The organism is Prauserella halophila, assembly GCF_024171895.1.
In the GTDB taxonomy this organism is placed as follows: domain Bacteria; phylum Actinomycetota; class Actinomycetes; order Mycobacteriales; family Pseudonocardiaceae; genus Prauserella; species Prauserella halophila.
This window is the reverse complement of the sequence record NZ_JAMTCQ010000011.1, coordinates 23,043-46,896: the sequence shown is the minus strand read 5'-3', so window position 1 is coordinate 46,896 and position 23,854 is coordinate 23,043. Positions and strand designations below refer to the sequence as shown.

Here is a 23,854-nt window from a genome sequence, read left to right as displayed (position 1 = left end):
CCACCGATCACGCGCCGACGGCACCCTCACGCTCGGCCGGCCGTTTCTCCGCCACGAGTTCGAGGGCGATGTCGATGATCATGTCCTCCTGGCCGCCGACGTAGCGCCGCTCGCCGACGCGGTAGAGGATCTCGTGCGCGGGCACACCGTACCGCTGGGCCGCACGTTCGGCGTGCAGCAGGAAACTCGAGTACACGCCGCCGAATCCCTGCACGATCGACGAACGGTCCATCACCGGCAGGCGCGTGATGAACGGCTTGACGACGTTCTCCGCCGCATCCATCAGCGCATCCTTGTCGACGCCGGTCCCGACCCCGAGCCGGTCGAACGTCGCGGCGAGCACCTCGGTCGGCGAGTTGCCGGCGCCCGCGCCGAGCGCGACGAGCGACCCGTCGATCTGCCGCGCGCCCGCACGATGGGCCAGCACCGAGTTGGCCACGCCGAAGCTGAGGTTCTGGTGCCCGTGATAGCCGACCTGCGCGTCGTCGCCGAGTTCGGCCACGATCGCCGCGACGCGGTCCGAGGCGTCCTCCAGGATCAGCGCACCCGCGGAGTCGACGACGTACACGCACTGACAGCCCGCGTCGGCCATGATCCGCGCCTGCTTCGCCAACGCCTCCGGCTCGGCCATGTGCGAGAGCATCAGGAATCCGACGGTCTCCAGCCCGAGCGCCCTGGCTGCCGTGAAGTGCTGCACCGACACGTCGGCCTCGGTGCAGTGCGTCGCGATGCGCACCGCGCCCGCGCCGAGCTCCGCCGCGGCCCGCAGGTCGGTCACCGTGCCGAGCCCCGGCAGGAGCAGCACCGCGATCCGGGCCTGCCGCGCCTCCTCCACGGCGGCGGCGATCAGCGCGCGCTCGTCGACGAGTGAGAAGCCGTAGTTGAACGTCGACCCGCCGAGCCCGTCGCCGTGGCTGACCTCCACGAGCGACACCCCCGCGCCGTCGAGCGCACGCACGGTGTCGCGCACGTGCTGTTCGGTGAACCGGTGCGCCATGGCGTGGCTGCCGTCGCGCAGGGTCGTGTCGACGATCCGGACCGGGTCCGTCATGCGTGCACCGCCTTCGTCTCGAGGATCCGCTCCGCCATGAGTTCGCCGACCCGCGCGGCCGCGGCGGTCATGATGTCCAGGTTCCCGGCGTAGGTCGGCAGGTAGTCGCCGTGACCGGCCACCTCCAGGAACACGCCCACGCGGGCGCGGCCGTTCCACTCGGGGCGCGGGTCGTCGAACTGCGGCTCGGCCTTGAGTGTGTAGCCGGGCACGTACTCCTGCACCCGCCGGACCGTGTCGTGAATGGACTGCGCGACGGCCGCGCGGTCGGCGTCCGGGTCGAGGGCGCAGAACACCGTGTCCCGCATGATCATCGGCGGGTCCATCGGGTTGATGATGATGATCGCCTTGCCGCGTTCGGCACCGCCGACCACTTCGAGGCCACGGGCGGTCGTCTCGGTGAACTCGTCGATGTTGGCGCGCGTGCCGGGCCCCGCCGATCGCGACGACACCGACGCCACGATCTCCGCGTACGGCACGGCGGTGACGCTGCTGACCGCGTGCACGATCGGAATGGTCGCCTGCCCGCCGCAGGTGATCATGTTCACGTCGGGTGCGTCGAGGTGCTCCTGCAGGTTCACGACCGGGCACGTGAACGGACCGGTCGCCGCCGGGGTCAGGTCGACCGCGCGGATGCCGGCCTCGGCATAGCGCGGCGCGGCGGCGAGGTGCGCCTGCGCCGACGTCGCGTCGAACACCAGGTCCGGCGTCTCGTCCCGGGCCAGCAGCCAGTCGACACCGCCTGCCGAGGCCTGCACGCCGAGCGCCTCGGCGCGCGCCAGCCCTTCCGAGGCCGGGTCGACGCCCACCATGTGGCGCACGTCGACCCGCTCGCTGTGCTGCAGCTTCGCCAGCAGGTCGGTGCCGATGTTGCCGGGGCCGACGATCGCGGCCACCGCTCGAGATCTGCTCATGGGGATGACGCTGGGGCACCGCATACGCCAGGATCAACGCATGTGTCCCGCTCACCGGAACGACGGCGTGTCCCGCGCCCCGAACGGGGCCGGTGAACCCGCCTCGACGGCCACCCGGGTGGCCGCACTGCTGTCGGCGTTCCGCCCGGGCGACGAGGCACTCGGCGTGTCCGAGCTGGCCCGCCGGACGGGCGTGCCGAAGTCGACCACGCACCGCCTCACCGCCCACCTCGTCGACGAGGGACTGCTCGAACCGGTGGGCGGGGGCAGGCTGCGGCTCGCGCTGACGCTGTTCGAGATCGGCCAGCTCGCCGTGGCCCAGCGGGGCCTGGTCGACGCGGCCCGGCCGCATCTTGCCGACCTGCGCGAGGCGACCCGCAACACCGCGCATCTGGCGGTACTGGAGGGCACCGAGGTGGTCTACCTCGACATTCTCCACGGCCCGGACGCTCCCACCCTGCCTTCTCGCGTGGGTGGGCGGTTTCCCGCACACGCCACCTCGGTCGGCAAGGCGATCCTGGCCTTCTCCCCGGAGTCCGTTGTGGACAGTGTGATCACGTCCGGACTGACCCGGATCAGCCGGCGGACCGTGACCGGGCCGGGGCTGTTCCGGTCCCAGCTGGCCACGATCGCCCGCGAGGGGATCGCCTACGACCGGGAGGAATCCGGGGTCGGCGTGGTCTGCGCCGGGGCACCGCTGCTCGGCTCGGACGGTGCCGCCGCCGGCGCGCTGTCGCTGTCCGGCTGGACGAACCGGATGCGCCTCGACCGCGTCGCCCCCGCGGTCCGCACCGCCGCGCTGGCCCTGTCCCGGCTGCTGCCCTGACCCGCCGCTTCCCTCACCAGCCGCTTCCCTGACCGGCGGCACCCCTCGAGGCGCCGTACGGCCGGCCCGGCCGCGTCCCGCCGTACCCCTAGGGTGGTCGCATGTCCCCCACCCCCATGCCGAGTGACGACCTGACCGCGTTCTGGCGCGAACGCCACATCGCGACGCTGACGACGCCGCGTGCCGACGGCACACCGCACGTGGTGCCCGTGGGGGTGACCGTCGACGAGGAGTTCGCCGTCGCACGGGTCATCTGCTCCGGCGACAGTGTCAAGGCCCGCAACGTCCGCCGCGCCGGACCCGACGGCGCCCCCGTCGCCGTCGCCCAGGCCGATGGCCGCCGGTGGTCGACGCTCGAAGGCCGCGCCGTCGTCCGGGACGACGCGGACGCGGTGACCGAGGCGGAGCGGCGCTACGCCGAGCGGTACCGCACGCCGCGGGCCAACCCCCGGCGCGTCGTCCTCGAGATCACGCTCGGCCGCAGGCTGGGCATGCGCTGACCGCCCCGGCGCACGTCCGCGCGCTCAGCCGCCGAACATGGCGCGGAAGTGCTCCAGCGACGAGGCGCGGTAGACGAAGTTGTTCTCGGTGACGTCCGACAGCGGTGCCGAGGGCTCGGCCGAGTACAGGTGTCCCGGGTGCACGACGGGGTCACCGGACAGCTGCGCCAGCGCCTGCAGGCTGTGATACATCGCGTCGGCATCCCCGCCGGGGAAGTCCGTGCGCCCGCAGCCCTCCAGGAACAGCGTGTCGCCCGCGACGAGTTTGTCGCCGACGAGGAAGCACTGGCTGCCCGGCGTGTGCCCGGGCGTGTGCAGCAGCCGGATGCCGACGGCCCCGACGTCGAGCCGCGCGTCGTGCTCGTGGGCGACGAGGTCGTCGGACACGCCCGTGGTGCGCCGGACCCACTCGGCCTCGGCGTCGCTCACGTGCACCGGCACCTGCTCGCGTTCCAGCAGTTCGGCCAGCCCGGGCAGCGAGAAGCCCATGAAGTCGCCGCCCACGTGGTCGGGGTGGTGGTGCGTGACGAGCACACCGGTCAGCCGCATGTCGTCGGCGGCCAGCGTGTCGAGCAGGTCACCGGCCGCATAGGCCGGGTCGACGACCACGGCCTCCCGGGTCTCGGCGTCACCGATGAGGTAGGCGAAGTTGCGCATCTGGCTCGCGACGGGATCGCCTGCGGCGAAGTCCCTGCCCGCGAGCAACTGGCGGAAGTACAGCCGATCGGACATGGCCGGGAGGCTACCGGTCCCCGGGTACGGACACGTCGCCGCAGTGGCGGGTACCCGTGCCGATCCGCGGACCGGCGCGGCCTTTCCCGGCGCGGCGGCCGAGCCGGGAAAGACCGACGGACGCAGTACGTGGCCGGGCCGTCACGGATGCGACAATCCCCGGACCTGAATCCGCCGGCGAGGAGGGCCCATGCGTATCGGACGTGCCACCGCCGGCGTGGCAGTGGGCATCGCGATTCTGCTCACCGGCGCGGCCAGCGCAGCGCTCGAGCCCGGTGCCGACGAGGCCGCCACCCACGCTTCACCGCCTGCTCCGTCGCACGCCGATCCGCACCACTCCCCCGCCCCCACGTCCTCCCCCGAGCCCACGGACACCGCCCGCCCGCACACGGTGCGCATCCACGTGTCCGGACCGGACGACACACTCATGCGTGTCGTCCGCGACGGCCGCGGCAGCGAGGTGGCCCTGGGCGGCGAGCCGTTCGAGCACTCCTTCACCGAACCGGCGGACAGCGAGGGGCATCTCGGCATCCAGGTCGCCGCGGCGAGCAAGCAGGCGGGCCGGCCCGCCGTGCAGTGCCGCATCACCGTCGACGGCGCCGTCGTGGCCCGGCAACGAGCGGTGACCCGTGACGAGACGGGACTGGCTCAGGTCCGGTGCACGGTGCCCCGCGGGGTGTAGGACTCATTCCGTGGCGATCATCTGTTCCGGCAGCATCGTCGCGATCCCGGGCGCGGCGATGAGCACGAGGCACAGGACGACGATCGCGGGCAGGAACCAGCCGATGCCGCGGAAGATGTCGCCGATCGTGATCCGGTGTCCCAGGTTCACCGCGGGGTCCTTCACGATTCCGTGCACGATGAACGCCAGCACGCCGACCGGCGGGGTGACGATCGCCGTTTCGGCGAGGATCACCACGAAGACACCGAACCACAACGGCGAAATGCCCAGCCCGGCGAGTACCGGCATCAACAGCGGCACGGTCAGCAGCAGGATCGACAGCGGATCCATGAACGTGCCCAGGACGAGGTAGGCCACGATCACGACGAGCAGGAACTCGACCCGGCCGAGTTCGGCGGAGACGACCCAGTCAGCGAACCCCGGCCCGATTCCGGAAACGGCCAGCAGCTGCGACAGCGCCATCGCACCGACGAACAGGAAGAACACCGTCCCCAAGCTCTTCAACGTCTCCGTGGCCGCAGCGGCGATCGTGGCCAACCGCCGCCCGCTGCCGGCGTAGCCGAACGCCAGCAGCAGCGCGGCCAGGGCTCCGGCCGCGCCGGCCTCGGTCACGGTGACCAGGCCCGTGTACATGCCGCCGAGGACCATGGCGACGAGCACCGGCAGCGGCCACATGGCCAGCAGCGCACGCCCCTTCTCCGCCGCCGAGGCCGGCGCCGCGTCCCCGCCGGTCCCGGAACGGGCGACGAGGTCCCGCTTGGCCGTGCACAACACGACGATCGTCAGCGCGAAACACAACGCCAGCGCTGCGCCCGGCACGATGCCCGCCATGAGCTGCGGACCGACCGGCACCTGCGCCAGGCCGGCGTAGATCACGAGGAACACGCTGGGCGGGATGATCTGGCCCGGCAGTCCCGCCATGATCACCGAACCGACGGCGAGCCGCTTGTCGTAGCCGCTGCGCAGCATCTCGGGCACGCCGATGCGCGCGAGCGCCTGGATGCTGCCCACGGTCGAGCCGCTGACCGCCGCGAGTCCCGCGCCCGCACCGGTGGTGCCGATGGCGAGCCCGCCCGGCAACCGGCCGACCAGTGCGCGCGCCGAGGAGTACAGCCGCTCGGTGACCCCCGACTTCCAGAGCAGCAGGCCCATGAACACGAACATCGGGATGACGCTGAACTCCCAGCTTGCCACGGTCTCGTAGGGCAGCCGCGACAGCACGGTCTCCATCGCCCTGGGACCGTGCAGCCCGAACAGCCCCAGCACGCCCGGTGCCGCCAGCGCGATGCCGATGGGAACGCGCACCGCGATCAGCAGCAGCATGAGCACGATCGCCGCGGCGCCGACGCTCTCCCGCGTGAACGGCCCGAAAACGACCACGAGGCACGCCAGCGCCGTGAGCCCGACGAGCACGCGGGTGAGCCACACCGCGCCGAACGTGGCCGTGCCTGCCGGATGTGCGCCCTCGCCGTCGTGCGCCGCGGCCGCAGCCGACGTCTCGTCCACGCCTGCGGCTCCGGTCGATTCCGGCACGCTCCGACGTCTCCGCTCAGCCGACCGCATGTCCCTCACCTCCACCACGTCCGATCTCGTCGTCCTCGGCCGCGTCGTCGGCCCCGTCGTCGGCTTCGAACCGCGACGGCCGCGTCAGCAGCAGCGCCACCTCGGTCAGCACGTGCACCGTCAGCACCGTGTAGGTCACCGGCACCAGGAACGTGACCGGCCAGACGACCACGCCGATCACGCCGCCGGTGAGTTCGAGCTCCCGGTTGTGCAGGGCCTCGAGCCAGCCGAACCAGGCGAAGCCCGCGCACACCACACCGACGAGCACCAGTCCCGCGATCCGCAGTTCGAACCGGTTACGCCGCGGCAGCCGATCGTGGACCACGGTCGCCTCCGTGTGCCCCCACTCCCGCTGCGCCACGACGAACCCCAGCATCGCGACCACCGGCATGTACCAGTACGTGACGTACTCGTTCGTTCCGGTCAGCGGCGCATCGGCGAACGCGCGCATGGCCGCGTTCGTCACGATGTGCAGCATCATCACCACCACCGCCGCCGCGCCGAGTGCGAGCAGCACACGGCCTGCGATGTCCAGAATCCTCGTCGCAGAGGTATGCACCACGACCACTCCACTCCTGCCTGCCGGTTCTTGGCGACTCGCGGGTTCGCGAGTCAGCGCGGACGATGGGCGTGCAACACCTCGGACCTGATCCGCTCCATGAACCCGTCCAGATCGATCCGGCCTTCGCGGTACCACCCGGCGAACTCGGCGTCCGGCACCGCCGGGATCGACATCTCCTCGACGATTCCCTTCCACTTCTCCAGGGCGGCGTTCACGTCGTTCAGGAACCGCTCGCCGTCCAGCGCCTTGCTGTTGCGCACGTCGTCGAGCAGCTCCCGGTTCGTCTCGCGCAGCGGGCGTTCGACGTCGGAGGCGAAATCGTTGAACTCGCCGCCGTGTTCGGCCATCTGGCCCGCGGCCTCCTGCATCGCGGGCCAGATGTAGTCGGACAGCATCCGTTCGATGTAGACGTCGAGCCGGTCGTGGATCAACTGCCGGGCGACCAGCGGCAGGCTCTCCCACTCGGCCTGCCCGAATCCGATCGCGAAGGGCAGCCGCGCGAACCCGGTGTCGGCGTCGATCGTGTAGTGCGGCGCGAGCGGCACGATGCCCAGCGGCCCGTTCGACCACCCGTTGCCCATCGCGCAATCGATCGTGCCGCGCTGGAGCGCCTCGTAGATCTCGGAGTACGGCAGCGACACCGGGGACATACCGAGCGCCTCGGCCTGAACGGCGTGCGCGGACCCGCTGACGCGCACCTGCGCGCCCTGCAGTTCGGCCAGGCTGTCGCGCGGCTCGGTGCACATCAGCGCGAGGCTGGTCGTCGGCCCGTACGGCAGCAGCATCCGGATGCCCTCGTAGGACAGCTCGTCGGAGATCTCCGGGGTGCTCATCCCGGTCTCGAGGTACGCGCCGAGTGCCTGCAGGGTCCCTGCGACGGGGCCGTGCTCACCGAGCAGGCTCGCTTTCGCCAGCGCCCCGTTCGCCGGGAACCGGGACGGTTCGTACAGCGGGTACAGGTAGTCCATGTCGACCCTGCCGTCGGCCAGGGCCGACGGTGCGTCGTCCGGTCCGGCGATGGCGTTGGCGTAGGCGATCTCGACGTCGAGCTTGCCGCCGGACCACTCGCGGAGTGCGTCGGCGTAGGCCTCGATGTGCACGCTGCCGCCGACACCGGGGCTGCTCGGTGACTGCAGGGTCAGCTCGATCGGCTCGACGCCGCCGAACACGCGCTGGTACTCCGGTTTCGTCGCACCGGCGGATACACCCTCGCCGCCCGCCGAGGAACCGGCATCGCTGACGGCGAGACACGCACTGGCCAGCATCATGACCACCACCGGCAGTGCGAGGCCCGCCACCCGGCGCCGCACCGGCACCGTCGCCGCCCGATCGCGCATGATCCACCTTTCCGTCACCGGCCGCCGGTTCCGCCCGTGCCCGCCGGTGCTGGTCCACACCCGCCGGCCGCGTCCCGGTGCACCGCCGACCGGATTCCGGAGCCTACTGCCTGATAACCAAGCAATCACTTGGTCGGCACAGTGTTGGCGGTCGGGTTCCGGCTGTCAACACCCACGGGGGAAGTGACGGGACAGCGCAACAACATTGCGACCGGACGCGGCAGCCGACGGTAACCCTCGCAGCGCGGGCAGTCGTCGAATAGTGATACCAAGCGCTTGCTTTTCACCGCACTGACCGTCCCGACGTCCGCCGACACCGCGTTCCCGCATCCGCCCCGGCGACCCTCGACGTCCGCCGGCACCGGAGCGTCCGCCACAATCGACGGCCATGAACGGAACCGTCGTCGTCCTCGGCGGACGCAGCGAGATCGGTCTCGCCGTCGCCCTCCGCCTCGTCCGCGGTGGCGCGACCGAGGTCGTCCTCGCCGCCCGCCGCAGCCACGATCTCGACGAGCAGGAGCGGGCCCTCCGCGACGCCGGGGCCACCTCCGTCGCCCGGGTCGAATTCGACGCCGACGACACCGCGCGGCACGCCGAGGTGCTGGGCGAGATCATGACCGCCCACGGCCCGGTCGGCGTCGTGATCACCGCATTCGGCATCCTCGGCGACCAGGCACGGGCCGAACACGACGCGGCGCAGGCACTGCAGATCGTCCACACCGACTACACCGCGCACGTCAGTGCGCTGACCCACCTCGCGACGCTGCTGCGGGCCCAGGGCAGCGGCAGCCTCGTCGTCTTCTCCTCGGTCGCAGGGATCCGGGTACGCCGCGCCAACTACGTCTACGGCTCGGCGAAGGCCGGGCTCGACGGGTTCGCGAGCGGACTGGCCGACGCCCTCGCGGGCAGTGGCGTGCACCTGCTACTGGTCCGGCCCGGCTTCGTCATCGGGCGCATGACCGACGGTATGTCCCCCGCGCCGTTCTCCAGCACCGCGGATCAGGTCGCCGACGCCACCGTCGCCGCGTTGCGGGCGGGCCGTCACACGGCGTGGGTGCCGCGGATCCTGCAGCCGGTCTTCGCCGGGATGCGCCTGCTGCCCCGTGCACTGTGGCGGCGCCTGCCCCGCTGAACGGCGGTCCGGCTCGTACCCGGCACGACCGGCCGAGTTCCGCCGCGCGCCCCACGGCCGGTCGTCGCGTACCGTCCCGTAGTACCGACGTGATCACGAACGGAGATCGCCGATGACCGAGGCCGGCCGAAGCCAGGGACCCGTCGTCGTCGGAACCGACGGTTCCGATACCGCACTACGGGGCGTGCAGTGGGCGGCGCGGGCAGCGGCGATCCGGCGCGCACCGCTGCAGATCCTGCACGCGTCCGGGTACCCCGAGCGCTACACCGGCGAGTCGATGCTGCCGCCCGAGTCGTTCAAGGCCGAGCTGCGCAGGCAGCGATGGGAGTTCCTGCACGCGGCGCGGCAGTCGGCGATCGACACCGTCGCCGCGGCCGGGTTGCCCCGGCTCGAGGTGGACACCGTGCTCGATCCGGAACAGCCGATCCCGGCCCTCGTCCACGCCTCCGCGTCCGCGCGACTGCTGGTCCTCGGCACGTCGGCGCACCGCAGCATCACCGGCCTCATCGTCGGCTCGACGACCATCGCGCTCGTCGGCCACGCCCACAGCCCCGTGGTGTCCGTACGGGGCGACGTCGGCGACACCGGCGAACCCGACCGCAGGCCCGTCGTGGTCGGCGTCGACGGCAGCCCGCTCAGCGAACGCGCACTGGGCTGCGCCTTCGACGAGGCCTCGTTCCGCGGCGTCGCACTCGTCGCGGTGCACACCTGGAGCGATTCGGACACCTCGGCGTTCCGCGAGACGCACGTCGACTGGGAACCGCTGCGCGACACCGAGGAACGGCGGCTCGCCGAACGCCTCGCCGGCTGGCGCGAACGCTACCCCGACGTGCCGGTGGAACGGGTACTGGTCAAGGACCGGCCCCGGCACGAGCTGCTCGAGTGGAGCCAGCGGGCCCAGCTGGTCGTCGTGGGCAGCCGGGGCCGCGGCGGATTCCGCGGCCTGCTGCTCGGATCGACCAGTCATGCACTGATCCACAACGCCGGATGTCCCGTACTCGTCGCCCGTCCCGAGTCCTGACCGGCGGGCACGGCGGCACCGCCCTTGTCGCCACACCCCCTTCGCCACCGCCCTTCACCACACCCCCTTCGCCACAACCCTTTCGCCGTAACCCGTCGCCACAACCCTGCGCCACAACGGAGTCACCTCAGCGCGGGGTGAGCAGTACCCACACCGGACCGGCGGCGACCGGTATCCGCTCGCCGCCCGCGGTGCGATACGTCGTCGCCTCGCCCCGTGACGGGCGCTCCCAGGTGCCGTCGAAGGACCTGCCGTCACGCAGAATCGTCGCCTCGCCGCGGCCGACCGTGCCGGCCACCGGCGAGAGCTGCCCACCGGCGTCACGCACCTTCCTGCCCTCGCTCACGGCCACGCGCTGCACGACCACCGTTCCCGCGGTGACGCGGCCGGCCTCGCGGGTCCGCAACGGCGCACCGTTGAACGACACCCGCCACCGGTCGTCCTCGGCCGACCACGTGAACCGGTAGCGCGCCGCACGGAAGTGCACCTCCCGGGCGCCGGTCGGCGTGCCGCCCGCGGGCGCCGCGCCCGGCTCGGTCACCTGCTCCGGTCCTCGCTCCCGGTTCTGCCCCGGCAGCCGGTGCGGGCGCACGTACAGGTTGTGCGGGATGGGCCGGTCGCCCCCGCGGAAGTACGCACCGGGCCGTGTCTTGTCCGTCACGAGGGTGATCGGCGCGCGCCGCAGCAGCGGTTCGATCTCCGGCGCGCCACCCGAATACACCAACACCGGCCGGCCGTACTGCGCGACGAGTGCGACATCGGTCTCCCTGGCACTGCGCACCGGCCCGGCCACCTCGGGCAGCCTGCTGGCATACACCGCCGCGAGCCGCGTCAGCCCTCCTTCGACCGGTTCGACGTACACCACGTCCGCCGCCGACAGGCCGGTCTGCGGGCGCGACTCCTCGACGTTGTCGATCTTCACGACCACGACCGGGCGCCGCGGCGGGCCGCCGCCGTCGTCCGGAGGGGCCGACCGGGTTCCGTCGCCGCCACCACCGTCGCCGCCACCACCGTCACCGTCGCCGCCGCGAAGCAGCAGCAGCGTCGCCGCCAGCACGGCGATCAGGAACACGGCCACCGCCGCGAGCAGGCGGGACGCCGGGCGCGACAACGCCATGTGCTCACCTACCCCGCGGGTCCGGCCGGCCGCGCCGCGGCCGGAGGCGACGACGCGACCGCCGGTGAGGCGTGCCCGGCGACAGTGGTGCCGCAGGCCGGGCGGGAGCGTCGGCCGCGATCATAGCGTCACTACCGGACCCAGTCCGGTGCCACGCGTTCCCATTCGCGGTCCCACCGCGCACGGCGCGAGCGCGCCAGCAGCAACCGGAACATCGCGTAGCCGAGTCCGCACGCCGTGAGCACCCCGAGCCACAGGGCGAGACCCGCACTCACACCGTCGACGACGGCGCCGGTCCGGGTCGCCGGTGCCGCGGTCACCGCCCCGGCGCGGTCGACCCAGATCGTGACCTCCGAACCGCGGGTGGCACCGCGGTAGGCCGATACCGTTCCGGTGCGCTCACCGCCGTCCGGAGCCGTCCACCGCGCCGGGACGTGCACGCCGCCCCGTAGGTGACCGGTCGTCGCCGACGTCGGTGCGTCCGCGGTCAGCACGGCCGTCACCCGATGTGTGGCGGCCGCATCCCGCGCCGCTTCACCGAGCCTGCCCGCGTGGACGTCGCCGCCCCACGTGACCGCCGCGGGCACCGTCGCGACGGCGAGCACCACGATCATCACGAGCAGCCGGCCGTCCCAGCGATCGCCGCTCCGCGCCAGTGGATTTCTGCCGGGGTGGATCCGCCGGCACGCTCGCGTGAACCATCCACCCGATCCCGCACTTGTCGCCGTCACCGATCTCTCCTCGTGGCCGCACCGGGTGCGCCGTCCGCGGGGAACCCGACCGGCCCTCCGCGCACGTCGTGTTCCCGCCGGAGCGACGGACTATGCACCACCCGCACCGACCCCGTAGGGGGTCCGTCACGACGACGGCGGGCCGGCACATCGAGGATGTGCCGGCCCGCCGCGGAACCGTGCCGTCAGGACACGCTGGCCAGGTAGTCGGCCGCCTTCTGCGGATCCATGAACCAGTGCTGGTAATCCGACGGGTCGGAGAAGCCGTTGGCGAACCGGTTCGCCACCGTGGAGTTCTCCTGCGCCGCACCCAGAATGTCCATGACGTGCGGGGGCGGCGGTGTCAGCAGTGCATTCGTCCAGTTGGTTACGTGCTGGGCGTACTCCCAGTACTTCTCGAACGTGTCGGTCATCCACGCGTCGTCGAACGGCTGGTCGCCCCGTTCGATGATCGAGCGCAGGTACGAGTCCGCACACTTGGCGGCGTTGTTCGATCCCTGACCCGTGATCGGGTCGTTGGCCACGACGACGTCGGCCATCCCGAGCACCTTGCCGCCCGAGGGCAGGGTGCCGACCGGCTTGCGGATGACCGGCGTGTACCCGCCGGCCAGCGTGGCGCGGTCGTCGGTCAGCTCGGCGTTCCGGGCACGCTCGTACTCCCACGGCAGGAACTGCTTCATCAGCGACAGCGTGCGGTCGAGGTGCTCCTGCGGCGACGGGCGGTCGTTGAAGCAGTCCAGCGGTCCGCCGGGGATGCCCTCGAAGAACAGGATCTCGCAGTTCCCGCTCAGCGTCAGCCCCGGGATCATGAACAATTCGCCGACACCCGGGATGAGGTTGAACCGCACGGCCCGGTTGTTCGGGTGCTCCGGCCGGGTCTCGACACCGTGCGCGTACACGACCGACAGCGCACGCTGCGGCTTGGTCCAGACCGACCGCTCGTGGTCCCGGTCGAACAGCTGCACCAGCTCACCCTTGCCGGCCGCGACGACCGTCAGGTCGTACATCGTCGACAGCGAGTTGAGGTCGGCCGTCGTCACCCCGTGGATGACGAGCTTGCCGCCACGCTGTTCGAACAGCTCCAGCCAGCCCGCCATCTTCACGCGCTGGTCGATCGACTGCCCGTAATTGTCGAGCCAGCCCGCCCAGTTCAGAACCCGGCTGGAGTCCTCACCCGCGACCGACACGCCGAGACCGTCGACGGTCACGCACTCGGCCTCCCACAGGTTGAGGCCCTCGTCGCGTTCGGTCTGCAGTGCGTCGTTGAACATGCACTGGGTCGACATCACACGGCCACCGCGGATCTCGTCCGCGGTCCGTGCCGACATGACGGTGACGTCGTAGCCGTGTTGTTGCAGCGACAACGCCAACTGCAGCCCCGACTGTCCCGCGCCGACGACCAGAATCTTACGCATGGGTTCGTGTCCTCCCGGTGTCCGACAGTTCGGCCAGCGACAGCGTGTAGCTCACGAGCTCACGCAACGTCTCGGCCGTGGATCTCGGCTCTCTCGCGTCGACGGTGACCAACGGAATCGACTCGTCGAGCGCCAGGGCGTCCCTGACATCGTCGAGGTCGTGGTACATCTCGCCGTCGAATCGGTTGACCGCGACGATGAACGGCAGATCCGAATCGTTCTCGAAGTAGTTGATGGCCGCGAAGGACTGGTCGATCCGGCGGGTGTCGACCAGCACCACGGCGCCGAGCGCGCCGCGGGACAGGTCGTCCCACAGGAACCAGAACCGCGCCTGGCCGGGCGTGCCGAACAGGTACAACAGCAGATCACTGTGCAATGTGATCTTGCCGAAGTCCATCGCGACGGTCGTGGTCGACTTCTGCTCCGTGTCGGGCGCCTCGTCGATACCCGTGCCCGCCTCGGTCATCCAGGCTTCGCTGTTGATCGGCGGCACTTCGGAGACGGACCCGACGAAGGTGGTCTTGCCGACGCCGAAACCGCCTGCCACCACGATCTTCGCCGAGACCGCAAGCTGATCCGGGTCGCCGCCGGCCGCCGCCTGGGCGCCGTCAGACCGGTAGCCGCTTGAGTCCATCGAGGATCCTCTCGAGTACGTTCCGATCGTGCGCGTACGCGTACGCCGTGGGGTGGATGTAGATCGCTCCCTGGGCCGCCAGGTCACTGACCAGCACGCGGATCACACCCAGCGGCAGTCCCAGCGACACCGACAACTCGGCGATCGACACACGCGTGCGCGCACGCTCGTAGACCCGACGCGACTCCGGCATCAGGGAGTCGGCCAGGCCCGGGTCATAACGCGGCACCGAAATCAGCGTTTCGACGAGCAGGTCGTAACGCGGTTTGGTGCGGCCGCCGGTGAGCGCGTAAGGACGGATCCGCTTGCTGCGCATCCGGTTCGGCTGACCGGCCCCATTCTCTGTGGACACGGTGGTCACTTCCTCACCAGTGGGGTCGTCACGCCTGCGCCCTGCGGGCGGTCAGCACGCGTCGCATGTCGGCACGGATTTCCGGGGTCAGGGCGTGGCCGGCATTGCGGACGAACTGAGTCATCTCGTACGCCACCACCTTCATGTCGCAGTCGGATCCGGTCAGCACGGCGAGTCCGGCGCCGTTGCCGATACCCATGAACAGAAAGTAGCCGTGGGTGAGCCGGATGATGATCTGCTCACACCCGCCCTTGTCGAACAGCGTCGCGCTGTTGCGCGCGAGGCTGAGCATCCCGCTCGAGATCGCCGCGAGCTGCTCCGATTCGTCGACCGACACCCCGTCGGACGACGTCAGCGGAAATCCGTCGGAGGACATGATCAACGCGTGCGTAACCCCGTGGACCTTGCGGACGAAGTCGTTGATCAACCATGCGAAGTTCTCTTTGCCTGTGGGCTGCGAGGTCACTCGGACTCCTCACCGGCGTCGTCGAACCGACGGTGCTTGGCCCTCGGGTTGTCCGCCGCGTCCTGGGTGTCCGCCGCGTCCTGCCCGGCCTCGGAACCGTCCGCGGCGAGCTGTTCGCCGTCGGAGAACGCGTCCAGGTCGGCGAGCAGCCGATCGTGGCTCTCCTCCATCGACACCGGATCCTCGAGCACGTCCTCCGGAGCCGATGTCGCCTCCGGAGCGGCGCTCTCGCCGGAACCCGACCCCGGGGCCGCGGTGTCCTTCAGGCTCTGGGACACCCGCCGGGGCAGCCCACCGGCCGTCGTGCCGCCCGTCGCGTTCGACGACGGCCGCGGCCGGGGACGCGGCGACGGCGACTCGGCCGCCGGCGCCGCGGTGTCGGCCACCGGCGCCGCGGTGTCGACCGCGGGCGGTGCGGTGTCGGCCGCCGGCGGTGCGGTGTCGGAGGACAGCTCGGGCGCCGGTGGCGGGGCCGCCGCCGACGCGGTCTGCTGGGGTACGCGCTGCGGCAGCTCACCGGAGATGGCCCCCGTCGAACGCTCCGGCGACTCGGCCGCCGGTTCGACCAGACCCGGACCCTGCGAGTAGAAGACCGTCTCGTTGCCCGACCACATCGCGTCCGGCACCTCGGTCACCAGCGCCATCGGCAACAGGACCGTCGCGGTCGTACCACCCGGCAGCCGGTTCGCCAGCGACACGGTCAGCCGGTGCCGGTCGGCGAGGCGCCGCACCACGGTCAGGCCCATGCTGCGGATCGCCTCGTCGTCGATGACCTCGTCGGTGGCGGTCTCGGACGGGGACAGCCGCCGGTTGAGCTCGTCCATGCGCTCCGGTGGCAGCCCGATGCCGTCGTCCTCGATACGCAGCAGCACGCTGCCGCTGTCGGTCAGATGTGCGCTGACCCGCACCGGAGCGTTGGGCGGCGACTGGTTCGCCGCGTTGTCCAGCAACTCGGCCAGCAGCCGGCTGATGTCCTCCGCCGCGAACCCGGCGACACCGAGCGACGCGACCCGTCCGATGGTGACGCGGGAATACTGGTCGATCGACGACATCGCGCCGCGCACGACGTCCACCAGCGACAAGGCATCGATCGCGGGGCCGCCGGCGTCCTTGCCCGCGAGCACCCGGAGGTTCTCGGCATTGCGCCGCAGCCGCGCCGCGAGGTGGTCGAGCCGGTACAGCTGGCCCAGCCGCTGCTCGTCCTCCTCGCCGATCTCCATCTTCTCGAGTTCCTGCAGCAGGGTGTCGACCAGGTTCAGGTCGCGGAGCGCGAGGTTCGCACACATGTCGACCAGTGCCTGCTGCTGTTCGCCGCCGCGCTCCGGCAGGGGCTGCGCCAGAGCGGCGAGCGCCGCCCCGTCGGATCCGTCCCCGTCTTGTCGCGGTGGATCCAGCAGGTGAGCCGCCGCCACCCGGGAGCGGTCAAGTAATACACGCGAGCGCTCCAGGATTTCCCGCGCTCTCGCCCGCCTCGCCATTCGGTGTCCACACTTTCTTGAGTCTCGCGTACGGGCCTCGGAATTCGGCCGCATCTCCCCCGACCAACGGTGGAATATGCAAGCAGACGCCCTCCCCGATGTCTACCAGCAGTCCCCGCCTTGTCGCGGGCGGTAATGCCTTACGCTCACCTCCGGTGAAGAGCGCACCGTACACCCGTTCGTGGGACCCGAATCACCGTCCGTGGCCCATGTACTGCCGCACAGATCACACCTAGAGTGACCGAATCAGTGCCGGGCCGGCGTGCGGACGTGCGATCCTCACGGAGACACCGCCCGGGCGGTGCGTCTCGGGCAGGACGTCCGGGGAGTACGTCTCGGGCGCCGCGGGCGCACCACCGCCCGGCACCTCCGGGGACGGCACGGCCCCGGACACGGCCCGGAGAGCACCGACGACACGGACAGCACCGACAACCGCCGAGAGCAGCAACGACGCCGAGCGACACCACCGACAGCACCGGCCCGCCACGCGGCTGGCGGGTCCGACCGATACGCGCCGCGGAAGGACCACGAGTGAGCAGCCACACCGCACAGGTCGACGACATCCGGCTCGTGGCCATGTCGAGCGCACTCAACTGCGCCGGCATGTTCGTCGAGTTCTCGCTGACCGAATGGCGGCTGCCGATGCTCCGCGACACCGCGTCGACAGCGGCACGCGAGCTGGTGCAGAACGTGCTCGACCACGCCGACGGCGAGAACCCCGGCTTCGTCAACGTACGACTCCGGCTGCAGGGTGATTGCCTGCTCATCGAAGTCGAGGACGACCAGCTCGCCCACTCCCACGACGACGCCCCCACCATCGACGGCCGCCGCACCGGGGCCGTACCGGTGCAGGGCCGTGGCAAACTCGTCTGGTGCGAGGTGCCCCTGCCACCCGGCATGTCGGCCACCCAGGTCCGGTTGCCGCACCGCGGGGAGCGACGCAACCTGCCGCCGGAGGCGTCCGACCCGCCGTCCGAGCAACCGCAGACGGTCGACCCGGCACTCGCCGACCGAGTACTCGTCGGCCTCAGGAACCGTGAATGGTGAGCGCACCGCGGCACCGGGGCGACCTCACTGCCGACATCTCCGAGGACGGTCTCCGCAGCGACGGTGCCCGCACCGACGCTGCGCCCGCCGAGAACGACACGGCGCCTGCCGGGAACAGTGCAGCGCCTGCCGGGAACGATCCGGAGCCCGCGGGGAACAGTCCGGAGCCCGCCGAGATCGCCGACCTGTTCTACGCTCTCTGCGGGCGCCGGCGTGACGTCCGCGGGCAGTTCACCGGTGAGCCGGTCGACGACGCGGTACTGCAGCGGATTCTCGGCGCGGCCCACGCCGCTCCCAGCGTCGGGCTGAGCCAGCCGTGGGATTTCGTGCTCGTGCGCGATCCCGGCACCCGCGAGGCGTTCCGCGAGCACGTCGCCACCGAGCGCGACACGTTCGCCCGTGAGCTTTCCGGCGAGGACGCCGCGACCTTCTCGAAGATCAAGGTCGAGGGCATCCTCGAGTCGACGCTGTCGGTGGTCGTCACCTACGACCCGGACCGCGGCTCCCCTGCCGTGCTGGGCAGGCACGCGATCGCCGATGCCGGGCTGTACTCGGTGTGCCTGGCGATCCAGAACCTGTGGCTCGCGGCGACCGCCGAAGGCCTGGGTGTCGGCTGGGTCAGCTTCTACCGCGAGCCCGTCCTGCGCGCACTCCTGAACATTCCCGATCGGGTCCGCCCCGTGGCGTGGCTGTGCCTGGGGCCGGTGACCCACCTCGAACGGACCCCGGATCTGGAACGGCACGGATGGCGCAGCCGCCTTCCGCTCGAGGCGGTCGTGCACACGGAGCGTTATCCGGATTCCTGAGCCACGCCGTCACCGCCCCACCGGACGCTGGACACCCGCGGACCGGGAGCGCACCCTGAACGGTGGAGACACCCCCGCGTACGGAGTATGCGCGCATGGAGTTCACCGATCGCCGCGACGCCGGGCGTGAACTGGCCGCCCGGCTGCACCATCTGGCCGGGCAGCGGCCACTGGTACTCGGCCTGCCGCGGGGCGGTGTGGTCGTCGCCGGCCCGGTGGCGGAGGCGCTCGGAGGGGAGCTCGACATCATCGGCGTCCGCAAGCTCGGCGTGCCCGGCGATTCGGAGCTGGCGCTCGGCGCGATCGCCGAAGGCGGCACGATCGTCACCAACCCGGACGTGCTGCGCCACCGCCGCCTCGGCGCCGCCGAGGTCGACCGTGCCGCGGCCGAGGCGTTTCCCGAACTGGACAGATCCGTCGCACGGCTGCGCCGCGGCAGGCAGCCCGCACCGCTCGAGGGCCGGTGTGTGATCGTCGTGGACGACGGCGTCGCCACGGGAGCGACCGTTCGTGCGGCCCTGCAATCGGTCGCCTCCCGCGGTGCGCGGCTGCTCACCCTCGCCGTACCCGTGGCGCCTGCGGACGTACTCGAGGAGCTGTCCTCGGCCGCCGACCACACGGTGTGCCCGAATCCACGGGTGTGGATGCGCGCGGTCGGCAACTGGTACCGCAACTTCCGGCCGGTGACCGACGACGAGGTCATGGCGTTGCTGCACCCTCAGCACGCATGAGCCCCCGTCCCCGCACCCGAGGCAGCGACCGACTCCATCGTCCGGCAACCCCGGCCCGGTCCACTTCGGATGTCCGTAAGGGATGTCCGTTGTGGATGTCCGTCACGGACGCGGGATGTTGCGCAGGTTGGAACGGGCCAGTTCCACCATCTTTCCGACGCCGCCTCCCAGCACCACTTTGCTCGCCGCCAGCGCGAAGCCCTTCATCTGCTGGGCCGTGATGTGCGGCGGCATCGACATGGCGTTGGGATCGGTCACCACGTCGACGAGCGCGGGCCCCGGGCGGGCGAGCGCGTCCGCGAGTGCGGTGCGCACCTGCCCCGGCTCGGTGACCCGCGTGGCCGGGATTCCCGCGCCTTCGGCGATCGCGGCATAGTCCACCCCGGCGTGGTCGGTCTGGTAGTCGGGCAGCCCCTCCACGAGCATTTCGAGCTTGACCATGCCGAGCGACGAGTTGTTGAACAGCACGATTTTCACCGGCAGATCGTGCAGCCGCACCGTGAGCAGTTCCCCGAGCAGCATCGCCAGGCCGCCGTCACCGGACATCGACACGACCTGCCGCTGCGGGTACGCCAGCTGCGCGCCGACGGCGTGCGGCAGTGCGTTGGCCATCGTCCCGTGCAGGAACGAGCCGATCACGCGCCTGTGCCCGTTCGGCGTGAGGTAGCGAGCCGCCCACACGTTGCACATGCCGGTGTCGACGGTGAACACGGCGTCCTCGGCGGCCAGGTCGTCCAGCACGTCGGCGACGTACTCCGGGTGGATCGGCGTGCGGTCACCGACGTCCCTGGTGTACGCCTCGACCACCGTTTCGAGGGAACGGCAGTGTTCGCGGAGCATGCCGTCCAGGAAGTCGCGGTCGGTTTTCTGCTCCACCAGGGGCAACACGGCGCGCAGGGTCTCGCCGACGTCGCCGTGCACGCCGGCCTCGAGCGGGGTGCGCCTGCCGAGCCTGCTCGCGTCGTGGTCGACCTGCACGGTGCGTTCCAGCGGCAGGAAGCCGTCGTAGGGAAAGTCCGTGCCGAGCAACACCAGCAGGTCGGCGTCCTGGGTGGCCCGGTAGCAGGCCCCGTAGCCGAGCAGCCCGCTCATGCCGACATCGAACGGGTTGTCGTACTGCACCCATTCCTTCCCGCGGAGCGAATGCCCCACCGGAGCGTGCACGCGGCCCGCCAGCTCCATGACCTCGGCATGGGCGTCGGCGACCCCGGCACCGCAGAACAGCGTGACCGTCCTGGCCCGGTTGAGCGCGCCGGCCAGTGCCTGCACCTGCGTCTGCGGCGGCACCGCCACGGCGCGTTCGGTGATGAACGTGTTCGTGCCGGTGGCGCCCGCCGCGTCGCCGTGCGCCAGATCACCGGGCATCACCAGGACCGATACTCCACCGCCGGCGAGCGCACGCTGGATCGCGATCCGCGGCACCCGCGGGACCTGCTCCGCCGTGCTGATCGTCTCGCAGTAACCGCTGCAGTCGACGAAGAGGCGTTCCGGGTGCGTCTCCTGGAAGAAGCCGGTGCCGATCTGGCTGGCCGGGATGTGCGAGGCCAGTGCGAGCACCGGCGCGCCCGTGCGGTGAGCGTCGTAGAGGCCCTGGACGAGGTGCGTGTTGCCGGGTCCGCAGCTGCCCGCGCAGACCGCGAGCCTGCCGGTCAGCTGCGCCTCCGCCGCCGCGGCGAACGCACCCGCCTCCTCGTTGCGCACGTGCACCCAGTCGATGCCGGGCGTGCGCCGGATCGCGTCGACGATCGGGTTGAGGCTGTCGCCGACGACGCCGTAGATCCGTGACACACCGGCCTGCACCAGTACCTCGATGAACTGATCGGCGACCGAGGCTCGGGCCATGTCGTACTCCTTCGTGGGTCGGCGGTGCTGCGGCTCGGGTGTTCCGGTTCGATTGTCGATGCGCGACGCCCGCCCCGCGATCCGAAACGCCCCGCGATCCGAAACGCCCTGCTGCCGATGCGGTGCGCGCGGTGCTCACCGGTCCCCGATCACGCGCCCCCGGCATCACGCATCGCGGCGATCATGCGGCGCGCCGGCGCCGAGCAGGGACAGCGGGTGGTCGTAGAGCTGCGTGAGCAGTCCCGTGCACGCCGCCATCGCCTGCACGTTCCGCCCGAACCGGGTCACGGTGATCAGGTCGGTACCCGGCAGCATCGTCGAGGAGGCGAACTCCGCCAGCACGGTGTCCAGGTAGGCCGGTGTCTCGGTGATCGCCTGCCCGCCGAGCACGACCAGCTCCGGGTTGACCAGGTCGCGGGTCATCGCGATCGCCCGGCCGAGCGCCCGCGCCCGTTCGGTGAGCATCCCCCGGGCTCGCGGATCGGCATCCGCGGCGGCGACCAGGTCGCTCAGCTCCGAGCCGGTGATGATCCCCGCGTCCCTGGCGCGCTCGACCACGGCGCGTTCGGCGACCGTCGCCTCGAGACAGCCCGTGCGCCCGCAGTCGCACCGCACGTCACTGCCGACAGGCAGGTGGGCGATACTGCCGGATTGCCCCGGACCGCGGTGCAGCACGCCGTCGACGGCCACCGCCACACCGGTCATCTCGCGCGCGTAGAAGTACAGCGAGCTCGCCGCCCGCCCGGACACGCCGAACAACAGCTCCGCCGTCGCCATCGCCGGCACGTGCCCGTCCAGGTGCACCGCCAATCCGGTGACCTCTTCGAGCACATCCCTCGCGGGCACGCCGTGCCAGTCCAGCGGGCCGTGGTCGAGCCGCCCACGCTCGGCGTCGACCTGACCCCCGATGGCCAGCCCGATCCCGATGATGCGGCGCTGCGGCCACTCGGCCAGGAAGGTGCTGACCTCGTCGCCGATGGCCCGCAGCACGTCCGCCGCCGAACCCTGCGGGGTCGGGATGCGCTCACTGCCCAACAGCCGCCCCGACAGGGTGGTCAGTCCGTAGGTCGTGGTCACGATGCCGATGTGGACACCGCACGCGGCGATCACGTTCTCGTCGAGTCGCACCGGCACGGTCGGCCTGCCGATCCCGCCGCCGGTCGCCACCTCGGGCGCCTCCCGCAGCAACGCCAGGTCCGTCAGTGCGGTGATCTGCCTGCTGACCGTGGGCATGCTCAGCCCCGTCAGCCGTGCGATCTCGGCGCGTGACAGCGGCCCCTCCCTCCGGGCCGCGGCCAGCACCGCGGCCGCATTGGACTCCCTCACTCCGCCCGCACCGGGAACGTCCCTGACCGACGCCGGTAGCCGCCTGCCCACTCGTGACCTCACTTTCGTCTCGGTCGAACCCTACGTGCCCACCACCCCGTCCCGCCGGATTTCCCATCCCCCGGAAGCCGCCGGAATTAATTTCCCGGCGTTGCAGAATTTCTTTTCACCAAGTTAGAAAAACCGTGTCACCCGTCACGTTCCACAGTTTCCCGAAACAGTGGACCCCGGGATCGTCGTCGTGCCAGCATCGGACGCAGCGGCGGACACGACTGCCTTCACCTGCGACCACACGCGCCTGCGATCGGACTCCACCGCTGTCCGAACGGAGCCGCGGACGACGCGGCCAGCGGAAGAAATGCGCGGCACCGCGGGCGGAAAGCGGGACCCGCCGCACTACGGAACACACCTGATACCGGCAATTCCGACATCCTGCGGAATTGCCGGGCACCTTTCGATTCACCGAGGTCGGCATGCACACACTGCTCCTGTTCGGACTGGCCGGGTTCCTGGCCCAGCTGGTCGACGGCTCACTCGGCATGGCCTTCGGCGTCACGGCGACGACGACCCTGCTGGTCGCGGGCACCACCCCGGCGGTCGCCTCCGCGGCCGTGCATCTGGCCGAGGTCGGCACCACGCTCGCGTCCGGCCTGTCGCACTGGAAGATGCGCAACGTCGACTGGCGCGTCGTCGGTACGCTGGCCCTGCCGGGCGCCGCCGGCGCCGTGCTGGGCGCCTACGTGCTCACCTCGCTGGCCGCCTCGTCGGCCCAGCTGTGGATCACGACGATCCTGTTGCTGCTCGGCCTGTACGTGCTCATCCGGTTCGCGTTCCTGAACCTGGGCTCACTGCTCACCACGGCACGGCCCGGCGCACGCTTCCTCGCTCCGCTCGGTGTCGTCGCCGGCTTCGTCGACGCCAGCGGCGGAGGCGGCTGGGGCCCGGTCGCGACGACGACGCTGCTGTCGTCGGGCCGGCTCGAACCACGCAAGGTCGTGGGCTCGGTCGACACGTCCGAGTTCGTCGTGGCGATCGCGGCGAGCGTGGGATTCCTGTTCGCGCTGTCGCACACCGGTGGTATGAACTACACGGTCGTCGCCGGGCTGATGCTCGGCGGTATCGTCGCGGCGCCGCTGGCCGCATGGCTGGTCCGCAGACTGCCGCCGCGGATCCTCGGCGCAGCAGCAGGCGGCCTCATCGTGTTCACCAACAGCCGCGCACTGCTCGCCTCGCTCGACGTCCCGCCGACGGTCACCGTCACCGTGCTGGCCGGCATCGGCGTGCTGTGGGCGGCCGGCCTCACCGCCGCGATCCGCTCGATCCGGGCGGAACGCCGCATGAACGTCCTGGCCGGCGAAACCGTCCCGGACCACGCCACGGCGACCACTGCCACAGCAACCACCGACACCACCGCAACCGCCGACACCACGGCCGCCGCCGACGCCGCGGCAACCGGCACGGCGGCAGGCGAACCCGGCGCCGGCACCGCCGAGCGGAACGGACCGTCCGGACACGCCTGACCCTGCATCACCCGCGTGGGCGGGCCGGGGATGCGCTCCCCGGCCCGCCCACGAGCGTCGGCCGTCCCG

At 71.3% G+C, this 23,854-nt stretch carries 24 protein-coding genes; 9 read left to right on the top strand and 15 right to left on the bottom strand.

Features of this window, described 5'->3' with window-relative positions:
* Positions 1-7 precede the first annotated feature (7 nt).
* Together dmpG and LY41_RS15025 are read right to left on the bottom strand one after the other, a co-directional pair.
* Complete coding sequence (gene dmpG, locus LY41_RS15030) at positions 8-1,051, bottom strand: 4-hydroxy-2-oxovalerate aldolase (protein WP_253864654.1); 1,044 nt, start codon at positions 1,049-1,051, stop codon at positions 8-10.
* Positions 1,048-1,965, bottom strand: a complete 918-nt coding sequence (locus LY41_RS15025) for an acetaldehyde dehydrogenase (acetylating) (protein ID WP_253864653.1) — start codon at positions 1,963-1,965, stop codon at positions 1,048-1,050. The genes dmpG and LY41_RS15025 overlap by 4 nt, the downstream gene beginning before the upstream one ends.
* A 40-nt stretch (positions 1,966-2,005) precedes the next feature.
* On the opposite strand from LY41_RS15025, the gene LY41_RS15020 reads away from it, so the two are divergent.
* Together LY41_RS15020 and LY41_RS15015 are read left to right on the top strand one after the other, a co-directional pair.
* Positions 2,006-2,791, top strand: a complete 786-nt coding sequence (locus LY41_RS15020; RefSeq protein ID WP_253864652.1) for an IclR family transcriptional regulator — start codon at positions 2,006-2,008, stop codon at positions 2,789-2,791.
* A gap of 101 nt (positions 2,792-2,892) precedes the next feature.
* Positions 2,893-3,291 (top strand): pyridoxamine 5'-phosphate oxidase family protein, encoded by a 399-nt coding sequence (locus LY41_RS15015; protein ID WP_253864651.1) that lies wholly within the window; start codon positions 2,893-2,895, stop codon positions 3,289-3,291.
* Between the two features lie 24 nt (positions 3,292-3,315).
* Here LY41_RS15015 and LY41_RS15010 read toward each other — a convergent pair whose 3' ends face one another.
* Positions 3,316-4,023 (bottom strand): MBL fold metallo-hydrolase, encoded by a 708-nt coding sequence (locus tag LY41_RS15010; RefSeq protein ID WP_253864650.1) that lies wholly within the window; start codon positions 4,021-4,023, stop codon positions 3,316-3,318.
* Between the two features lie 190 nt (positions 4,024-4,213).
* On the opposite strand from LY41_RS15010, the gene LY41_RS15005 reads away from it, so the two are divergent.
* On the top strand, positions 4,214-4,705 hold the full coding sequence (locus LY41_RS15005) for a hypothetical protein (protein ID WP_253864649.1): 492 nt from the start codon (positions 4,214-4,216) through the stop codon (positions 4,703-4,705).
* Positions 4,706-4,708: 3 nt separating this feature from the next.
* Here the strand turns inward: LY41_RS15005 and LY41_RS15000 are convergent, their stop codons facing one another.
* The 3 genes from LY41_RS15000 to LY41_RS14990 are packed head-to-tail and all read right to left on the bottom strand — an operon-like array spanning position 4,709 to position 8,167.
* Positions 4,709-6,238 (bottom strand): TRAP transporter large permease, encoded by a 1,530-nt coding sequence (locus LY41_RS15000; protein WP_253864648.1) that lies wholly within the window; start codon positions 6,236-6,238, stop codon positions 4,709-4,711.
* A 16-nt stretch (positions 6,239-6,254) separates the two neighbouring features.
* Entirely contained in the window at positions 6,255-6,830 is a 576-nt protein-coding gene (locus LY41_RS14995; protein WP_253864647.1) for a TRAP transporter small permease, read from the bottom strand.
* Between the two features lie 50 nt (positions 6,831-6,880).
* Positions 6,881-8,167 (bottom strand): type 2 periplasmic-binding domain-containing protein, encoded by a 1,287-nt coding sequence (locus LY41_RS14990; protein ID WP_253864646.1) that lies wholly within the window; start codon positions 8,165-8,167, stop codon positions 6,881-6,883.
* A gap of 388 nt (positions 8,168-8,555) precedes the next feature.
* Between LY41_RS14990 and dprE2 the strand changes: the two genes are divergently transcribed.
* Complete coding sequence (dprE2, locus tag LY41_RS14985) at positions 8,556-9,299, top strand: decaprenylphospho-beta-D-erythro-pentofuranosid-2-ulose 2-reductase (protein ID WP_253864645.1); 744 nt, start codon at positions 8,556-8,558, stop codon at positions 9,297-9,299.
* Between the two features lie 112 nt (positions 9,300-9,411).
* Entirely contained in the window at positions 9,412-10,320 is a 909-nt protein-coding gene (locus LY41_RS14980; protein WP_253864644.1) for a universal stress protein, read from the top strand.
* Positions 10,321-10,447: 127 nt separating this feature from the next.
* On the opposite strand, the gene LY41_RS14975 is transcribed toward LY41_RS14980, so the two are convergent.
* The 7 genes from LY41_RS14975 to LY41_RS14945 form a co-directional block, all read right to left on the bottom strand.
* Positions 10,448-11,437 (bottom strand): DUF3048 domain-containing protein, encoded by a 990-nt coding sequence (locus LY41_RS14975; protein ID WP_253864643.1) that lies wholly within the window; start codon positions 11,435-11,437, stop codon positions 10,448-10,450.
* Positions 11,438-11,568: 131 nt separating this feature from the next.
* Positions 11,569-12,168: an Rv1733c family protein gene (locus LY41_RS14970; RefSeq protein ID WP_253864642.1), complete on the bottom strand. Its 600-nt coding sequence runs from the start codon at positions 12,166-12,168 to the stop codon at positions 11,569-11,571.
* A gap of 185 nt (positions 12,169-12,353) precedes the next feature.
* A complete protein-coding gene (locus LY41_RS14965) occupies positions 12,354-13,583 on the bottom strand; it encodes a styrene monooxygenase/indole monooxygenase family protein (protein ID WP_253864641.1) in 1,230 nt (409 codons plus the stop codon).
* Positions 13,576-14,217, bottom strand: coding sequence for a GTP-binding protein (locus LY41_RS14960; protein ID WP_253864640.1), 642 nt, complete (start codon positions 14,215-14,217; stop codon positions 13,576-13,578). Before LY41_RS14960 ends, LY41_RS14965 begins: the two co-directional genes overlap by 8 nt.
* On the bottom strand, positions 14,192-14,533 hold the full coding sequence (locus LY41_RS14955) for a DUF742 domain-containing protein (RefSeq protein ID WP_253865040.1): 342 nt from the start codon (positions 14,531-14,533) through the stop codon (positions 14,192-14,194). The genes LY41_RS14960 and LY41_RS14955 overlap by 26 nt, the downstream gene beginning before the upstream one ends.
* 64 nt (positions 14,534-14,597) lie before the next feature.
* Complete coding sequence (locus tag LY41_RS14950; protein ID WP_253864639.1) at positions 14,598-15,035, bottom strand: roadblock/LC7 domain-containing protein; 438 nt, start codon at positions 15,033-15,035, stop codon at positions 14,598-14,600.
* A complete protein-coding gene (locus LY41_RS14945) occupies positions 15,032-16,447 on the bottom strand; it encodes a sensor histidine kinase (protein ID WP_308292253.1) in 1,416 nt (471 codons plus the stop codon). The genes LY41_RS14950 and LY41_RS14945 overlap by 4 nt, the downstream gene beginning before the upstream one ends.
* Before the next feature lie 597 nt (positions 16,448-17,044).
* On the opposite strand from LY41_RS14945, the gene LY41_RS14940 reads away from it, so the two are divergent.
* The 3 genes from LY41_RS14940 (at position 17,045) to LY41_RS14930 (ending at position 19,097) form a co-directional block, all read left to right on the top strand.
* The gene (locus LY41_RS14940) at positions 17,045-17,560 is read left to right on the top strand and encodes an ATP-binding protein (protein WP_253864637.1); all 516 of its coding nucleotides are present in this window, start codon (positions 17,045-17,047) and stop codon (positions 17,558-17,560) included.
* A gap of 176 nt (positions 17,561-17,736) precedes the next feature.
* Positions 17,737-18,366 (top strand): 5,6-dimethylbenzimidazole synthase, encoded by a 630-nt coding sequence (gene bluB, locus LY41_RS14935; RefSeq protein ID WP_253865039.1) that lies wholly within the window; start codon positions 17,737-17,739, stop codon positions 18,364-18,366.
* Between the two features lie 95 nt (positions 18,367-18,461).
* Entirely contained in the window at positions 18,462-19,097 is a 636-nt protein-coding gene (locus tag LY41_RS14930) for a phosphoribosyltransferase (RefSeq protein WP_253864636.1), read from the top strand.
* 102 nt (positions 19,098-19,199) lie between these two features.
* Here LY41_RS14930 and LY41_RS14925 read toward each other — a convergent pair whose 3' ends face one another.
* Positions 19,200-20,939 carry a pyruvate dehydrogenase gene (locus LY41_RS14925; protein ID WP_253864635.1) on the bottom strand — a complete coding sequence of 580 codons (1,740 nt, stop codon included), beginning with the start codon at positions 20,937-20,939 and terminating at the stop codon, positions 19,200-19,202.
* A gap of 165 nt (positions 20,940-21,104) precedes the next feature.
* Entirely contained in the window at positions 21,105-22,328 is a 1,224-nt protein-coding gene (locus tag LY41_RS14920; RefSeq protein WP_253864634.1) for an ROK family transcriptional regulator, read from the bottom strand.
* A gap of 410 nt (positions 22,329-22,738) precedes the next feature.
* Here LY41_RS14920 and LY41_RS14915 point away from each other — a divergent pair, with 410 nt between their 5' ends.
* Positions 22,739-23,785: a sulfite exporter TauE/SafE family protein gene (locus tag LY41_RS14915; protein ID WP_253864633.1), complete on the top strand. Its 1,047-nt coding sequence runs from the start codon at positions 22,739-22,741 to the stop codon at positions 23,783-23,785.
* The last annotated feature ends 69 nt before the right edge of the window (positions 23,786-23,854 follow it).

Coding starts and splice junctions, on each gene's coding strand:
- dmpG (WP_253864654.1), bottom strand. CDS start 1,051: ATGACGGACCCGGTCCGGATCGTCGACACGACCCTGCGCGACGGCAGC.
- LY41_RS15025 (WP_253864653.1), bottom strand. CDS start 1,965: ATGAGCAGATCTCGAGCGGTGGCCGCGATCGTCGGCCCCGGCAACATC.
- LY41_RS15020 (WP_253864652.1), top strand. CDS start 2,006: ATGTGTCCCGCTCACCGGAACGACGGCGTGTCCCGCGCCCCGAACGGG.
- LY41_RS15015 (WP_253864651.1), top strand. CDS start 2,893: ATGTCCCCCACCCCCATGCCGAGTGACGACCTGACCGCGTTCTGGCGC.
- LY41_RS15010 (WP_253864650.1), bottom strand. CDS start 4,023: ATGTCCGATCGGCTGTACTTCCGCCAGTTGCTCGCGGGCAGGGACTTC.
- LY41_RS15005 (WP_253864649.1), top strand. CDS start 4,214: ATGCGTATCGGACGTGCCACCGCCGGCGTGGCAGTGGGCATCGCGATT.
- LY41_RS14990 (WP_253864646.1), bottom strand. CDS start 8,167: ATGCGCGATCGGGCGGCGACGGTGCCGGTGCGGCGCCGGGTGGCGGGC.
- dprE2 (WP_253864645.1), top strand. CDS start 8,556: ATGAACGGAACCGTCGTCGTCCTCGGCGGACGCAGCGAGATCGGTCTC.
- LY41_RS14980 (WP_253864644.1), top strand. CDS start 9,412: ATGACCGAGGCCGGCCGAAGCCAGGGACCCGTCGTCGTCGGAACCGAC.
- LY41_RS14975 (WP_253864643.1), bottom strand. CDS start 11,437: ATGGCGTTGTCGCGCCCGGCGTCCCGCCTGCTCGCGGCGGTGGCCGTG.
- LY41_RS14965 (WP_253864641.1), bottom strand. CDS start 13,583: ATGCGTAAGATTCTGGTCGTCGGCGCGGGACAGTCGGGGCTGCAGTTG.
- LY41_RS14960 (WP_253864640.1), bottom strand. CDS start 14,217: ATGGACTCAAGCGGCTACCGGTCTGACGGCGCCCAGGCGGCGGCCGGC.
- LY41_RS14955 (WP_253865040.1), bottom strand. CDS start 14,533: ATGCGCAGCAAGCGGATCCGTCCTTACGCGCTCACCGGCGGCCGCACC.
- LY41_RS14930 (WP_253864636.1), top strand. CDS start 18,462: ATGGAGTTCACCGATCGCCGCGACGCCGGGCGTGAACTGGCCGCCCGG.
- LY41_RS14925 (WP_253864635.1), bottom strand. CDS start 20,939: ATGGCCCGAGCCTCGGTCGCCGATCAGTTCATCGAGGTACTGGTGCAG.
- LY41_RS14915 (WP_253864633.1), top strand. CDS start 22,739: ATGCACACACTGCTCCTGTTCGGACTGGCCGGGTTCCTGGCCCAGCTG.